Annotated in this window: 5 protein-coding genes; all 5 read right to left on the bottom strand. The window is 61.8% G+C overall.

What is annotated here, in order from left to right:
- Positions 1–2,343 (bottom strand): phenylalanine--tRNA ligase subunit beta (gene pheT, locus B3E94_RS17375; RefSeq protein WP_286914437.1); only part of this gene is annotated, 2,343 nt, incomplete at its 3' end.
- Between the two features lie 33 nt (positions 2,344–2,376).
- Positions 2,377–3,393: a phenylalanine--tRNA ligase subunit alpha gene (gene pheS / locus B3E94_RS17370; RefSeq protein ID WP_176514290.1), complete on the bottom strand. Its 1,017-nt coding sequence runs from the start codon at positions 3,391–3,393 to the stop codon at positions 2,377–2,379.
- 110 nt (positions 3,394–3,503) lie between these two features.
- A complete protein-coding gene (gene rplT, locus B3E94_RS17365; protein WP_003250671.1) occupies positions 3,504–3,860 on the bottom strand; it encodes a 50S ribosomal protein L20 in 357 nt (118 codons plus the stop codon).
- Between the two features lie 28 nt (positions 3,861–3,888).
- Positions 3,889–4,083: a 50S ribosomal protein L35 gene (rpmI, locus tag B3E94_RS17360; RefSeq protein ID WP_008100408.1), complete on the bottom strand. Its 195-nt coding sequence runs from the start codon at positions 4,081–4,083 to the stop codon at positions 3,889–3,891.
- 60 nt (positions 4,084–4,143) lie between these two features.
- On the bottom strand, positions 4,144–4,619 hold a 476-nt coding region (infC, locus tag B3E94_RS17355), incomplete at its 5' end, for a translation initiation factor IF-3 (protein ID WP_286914435.1).

Genomic DNA, 4,619 nt, shown 5'->3' with positions numbered 1-4,619 from the left:
GGTGAGGATGTTTTGCAGGGTAATATTCACCTCATCGTCGTTAAGAGTGCGCGATGGATGCTGCCAGGTCAAGCCGACGGCCAGGCTTTTTCTATCAGGATCAATGCCTTTACCCTGGTAGACGTCAAACAGCCTGAGGTCTGTAAGCCATTCGCCTGCATTGTCACGAATTACTTCAAGCACCGAACTCGAAGCTACATCACGTCCTGCGATCAAAGCCAGGTCGCGACGGGTTTCCGGGAACTTGGAGAGCTCACTGAACTTCGGCAGGCGGCCTTCGACCACGTCACCCAATACCAGCTCGAAGACGAACACCGGGCGGTCCAGGTCCAGGGCTTTGGCAAGCTCTGGATGCAGGGCGCCGAGGTAGCCGACTTCCTTGCCGTCGCGCTCGATGCGGGCGGTCTGGCCTGGGTGCAGGGCGTGGTGCTTGCCGGCGACGAAGGTGAAGTCGCTCAGGGCGCCGGAGTAACCCAGCAGGGCTTCCACGTCAGCTTTGACGTCGAAGAAGTCGATGCTGTCGCGGCCATTCGCCCAGCCTTCCGGCAGGCGGCTGCCGGTGACGACGCCAGCGATCATCGGTTGCTGCTTGAGGTCACCCAGCTGGCCAACGAAGCGCAGGCCGCTTTCGAACAGGCGCACACGGTCTTGCTGGCGGTTGAGGTTGTGCTGCAGCGCCTTGACCAGGCCTGGCCACAGGGACGCACGCATGGCGGCCATGTCGCTGGAGATCGGGTTGGCCAGCAGCAGCGGCTCGACGCCTGGGGTGAACAGCTCGAACAGTTTCGGGTCGATGAAGCTGTAGGTGATGGCTTCCTGGTAGCCGCGGGCAACCAGCAGGCGGCGCAGGTTCGGCAGCTCGCCGCGGGTTTCCGGGCGGGCTTGCGGGGCCAGGCGGGCTTGCGGGTAGCGAACCGGCAGGTTGTTGTAGCCGTACAGGCGCGCCAGTTCTTCGATCAGGTCCACTTCCAGGCTGATGTCGAAGCGGTGGCTCGGGACGTTGACCGTCCACTGCCCTGCCCCGTTGGCCGTGGTGGTCAGCTCCAGGGCGTTGAGCATCTGCTCGACCTGGGCGGCGTCCAGCTCCATGCCGAGCATCTGGGTGATGCGTTCGGCGCGCAGGGTCACCGGGGCGACTTGCGGCAGGTGCTGCTGGCTGACGGCTTCGACGATCGGGCCGGCTTCACCGCCGACGATCTCCAGCACCAGGGCGGTGGCGCGCTCCATGGCTTCGCGGGCCAGTTGCGAGTCGACGCCGCGCTCGTAGCGGTGCGAGGCATCGGTGTGCAGGCCGTAGGAACGGGCCTTGCCAGCGACGGAAATCGGCTCGAAGAAGGCACTTTCCAGGAACAGATCGCGGGTTTTCTCGGTGTTGACGCCGCTGTGCTCGCCACCCATCACGCCGGCAATGGCCAGGGCGCGGGTGTGGTCGGCGATGACCAGGGTGTCGGCGCGCAGGGAGACTTCCTGGCCGTCGAGCAGGACGAGCTTCTCGCCCTCTTCGGCCATGCGCACGCGGATGCCGCCGTTGATTTCGGCGAGGTCGAAGGCGTGCATCGGCTGGCCGAGCTCGAGCATCACGTAGTTGGTGATGTCGACGGCGGCGTCGATGCTGCGCACGTCGCTGCGGCGCAGGCGCTCGACCATCCACAGCGGGGTCGGCTTGGACAGGTCGACGTTGCGGATCACACGGCCCAGGTAGCGTGGGCAGGCGGCCGGGGCAGTCACTTCGACCGGGCGCACTTCGTCGTGGGCAGCCGCTACGGCTGGCACCACCGGGCGGGTGACCGGGACGTTGTACAGGGCGCTGACATCACGGGCCAGGCCCGCCAGGGACAGGCAGTCACCGCGGTTCGGGGTGAGGCCGATCTCGATGCTGGCGTCGTCCAGGTTCAGGTACTGGCGAATGTCCTGGCCCACCGGGGCGTCGGCAGCCAGTTCCAGCAGGCCGTCGTTCTCTTCGCTGATCTGCAGCTCGGCGGCCGAGCACAGCATGCCGAAGGACTCGACGCCGCGCAGCTTGGCCTTCTTGATCTTGAAGTCGCCTGGCAGTTCGGCGCCGATCATGGCGAACGGGATCTTGATGCCGGGGCGTGCGTTTGGCGCGCCGCACACGACCTGGAAGGTTTCCTGGCCGTTGCTGACCTGGCACACGCGCAGTTTGTCGGCGTCGGGGTGTTGTTCGGTGGCGAGGATCTCGCCCACGACGATGCCGCTGAACTGGCCGGCAGCGGGGGTCACGCTGTCGACTTCAAGGCCGGCCATGGACAGGCGGGCGACCAGTTCGTCACGGGAGACTTGCGGGTTTACCCAACCGCGCAGCCACTGTTCACTGAATTTCATGCTGTTCTCCTGAAAGTTGCGTCGGGCATTGACCTAGCGGAATTGCGCGAGGAAGCGCAGGTCGTTGTCGAAGAACAGACGCAAATCGTTGACGCCATAGCGCAGCATGGCCAGGCGCTCGGCGCCCATGCCGAAGGCGAAGCCCTGGAATTCTTCAGGGTCGATGCCGGACATGCGCAGCACGTTCGGGTGCACCATGCCGCAGCCCATCACTTCCAGCCAGCCGGTCTGCTTGCACACGCGGCAGCCTTTGCCGGAACACATCACGCACTGGATGTCGACTTCGGCGGACGGCTCGGTGAACGGGAAGAACGACGGGCGGAAGCGCACGGCCAGTTCTTTCTCGAAGAACACCCGCAGGAACTCTTCGATGGTGCCCTTGAGGTCGGCGAAGTTGATGTCGCGATCGATCAGCAGGCCTTCGACCTGGTGGAACATCGGCGAGTGGGTGATATCCGAGTCGCAGCGGTAGACGCGGCCCGGGCAGACAATGCGGATCGGCGGCTGGGTGGACTCCATGGTCCGCACCTGCACCGGCGAGGTGTGGGTGCGCAGCAACATGTTGGCATTGAAATAGAAGGTGTCGTGCATCGCCCGGGCCGGGTGGTGGCCGGGGATGTTGAGCGCTTCGAAGTTGTGGTAGTCGTCTTCCACCTCTGGGCCTTCGGCGATGCCGTAGCCGATGTGGGTGAAGAACTGCTCGATGCGCTCGAGTGTACGGGTGATCGGGTGCAGGCCACCGGTGGCCTGGCCACGACCTGGCAGGGTCACATCAATGCATTCGGCGGCCAGGCGAGCGCTGAGCTCGGCCTCTTCGAAGCCTGCCTTGCGTGCGTTGAGCACCTCGGTAACGCGCTCTTTGGCGTCGTTGATCAGCGCGCCGACTTTCGGCCGCTCTTCGGCTGGCAGGTTGCCCAGGGTCTTCATCACCTGGGTCAGTTCGCCCTTCTTGCCGAGATACTGAACCCGGATCTGTTCCAGGGCATTGATGTCTTCAGCGCGCTCCACAGCTTCTAGGGCTTGGGAGACCAGCGCATCCAGGTTTTCCATGTACAGACTCCAGATACGAAAATAGGGGAAGAGCTTTGAAGGCTCTTCCCCTATCGATGACGTTTTACACCCGACGGCGCAACGCGCCGCCGGATGATTGTCGTGGGTACTTAAGCCAGAACGGCTTTAGCTTTCTCGACAATTGCAGCAAACGCCGCTTTTTCGTTCACTGCCAGGTCAGCCAGAACCTTACGGTCGATTTCGATCGACGCCTTTTTCAGGCCAGCAATCAGACGGCTGTACGACAGACCGTTGGTGCGGGCACCGGCGTTGATACGAGCGATCCACAGTGCGCGGAACTGACGCTTCTTCTGGCGACGGTCGCGGTAGGCGTATTGGCCTGCCTTGATGACTGCCTGCTTGGCTACGCGGAATACGCGCGAGCGTGCACCGTAGTAACCTTTAGCCAGTTTCAGAATTTTTTTGTGACGCTTACGAGCGATAACGCCGCGCTTTACACGAGCCATGAGTAACTTCCTCTATCTTTGACCAGAATTAACGAACGCGCAGCATGCGCGCGACTTTCGCGACGTCGGACGGGTGCAGCAGGCTGCTACCACGCAGTTGACGCTTACGCTTGGTCGACATTTTGGTCAGGATGTGGCTCTTGAAAGCGTGCTTGTGCTTGAAGCCCGAAGCTGTCTTCAGGAAGCGCTTCGCAGCACCGCTCTTGGTTTTCATTTTTGGCATGTTGGAACTCCGCATTCGATAAAATTACACATAATCATCAGGCCTGCCGTGCCCGGGAGATTACTTCTTTTTCTTGGGGGCGATGACCATCATAAGCTGGCGTCCTTCCATCTTCGGATGCTGCTCAACGGTGCCGTATTCGGCGAGGTCGGCTTCGACCCGCTTCAACAGCTCCATGCCCAGCTCCTGGTGGGCCATCTCACGGCCACGGAATCTCAGAGAGATCTTGGCCTTGTCCCCATCGGTAAGGAAACGTACCAGGTTGCGTAGTTTTACCTGGTAATCCCCATCCTCCGTCCCTGGACGAAACTTGATTTCTTTGATCTGGATCTGCTTCTGGTTTTTCTTGGCTTCGTTAGCCTGCTTCTTCTTCTCGAAGAGGTGCTTGCCGTAGTCCATGACCTTGCAGACCGGCGGTACCGCGTCTGCAGAGATTTCTACCAGATCCAGCTTCGCTTCATCAGCGATACGCAGCGCTTCATCAATCGAGACGATGCCAACCTGCTCGCCGTCTGCGCCAATTAACCGAACCTCGC

The sequence above is a fragment of the Pseudomonas sp. UBA6315 genome (genome assembly GCF_002438125.1).
GTDB lineage: Bacteria > Pseudomonadota > Gammaproteobacteria > Pseudomonadales > Pseudomonadaceae > Aquipseudomonas > Aquipseudomonas faucium.
This window is presented reverse-complemented; position numbering and strand designations above follow the sequence as displayed.

What these genes read in the sequence shown, in the direction of transcription:
- rpmI (WP_008100408.1), bottom strand. Translation starts at nt 4,083, where the DNA reads ATGCCAAAAATGAAAACCAAGAGCGGTGCTGCGAAGCGCTTCCTGAAG.
- pheS (WP_176514290.1), bottom strand. Translation starts at nt 3,393, where the DNA reads ATGGAAAACCTGGATGCGCTGGTCTCCCAAGCCCTAGAAGCTGTGGAG.
- rplT (WP_003250671.1), bottom strand. Translation starts at nt 3,860, where the DNA reads ATGGCTCGTGTAAAGCGCGGCGTTATCGCTCGTAAGCGTCACAAAAAA.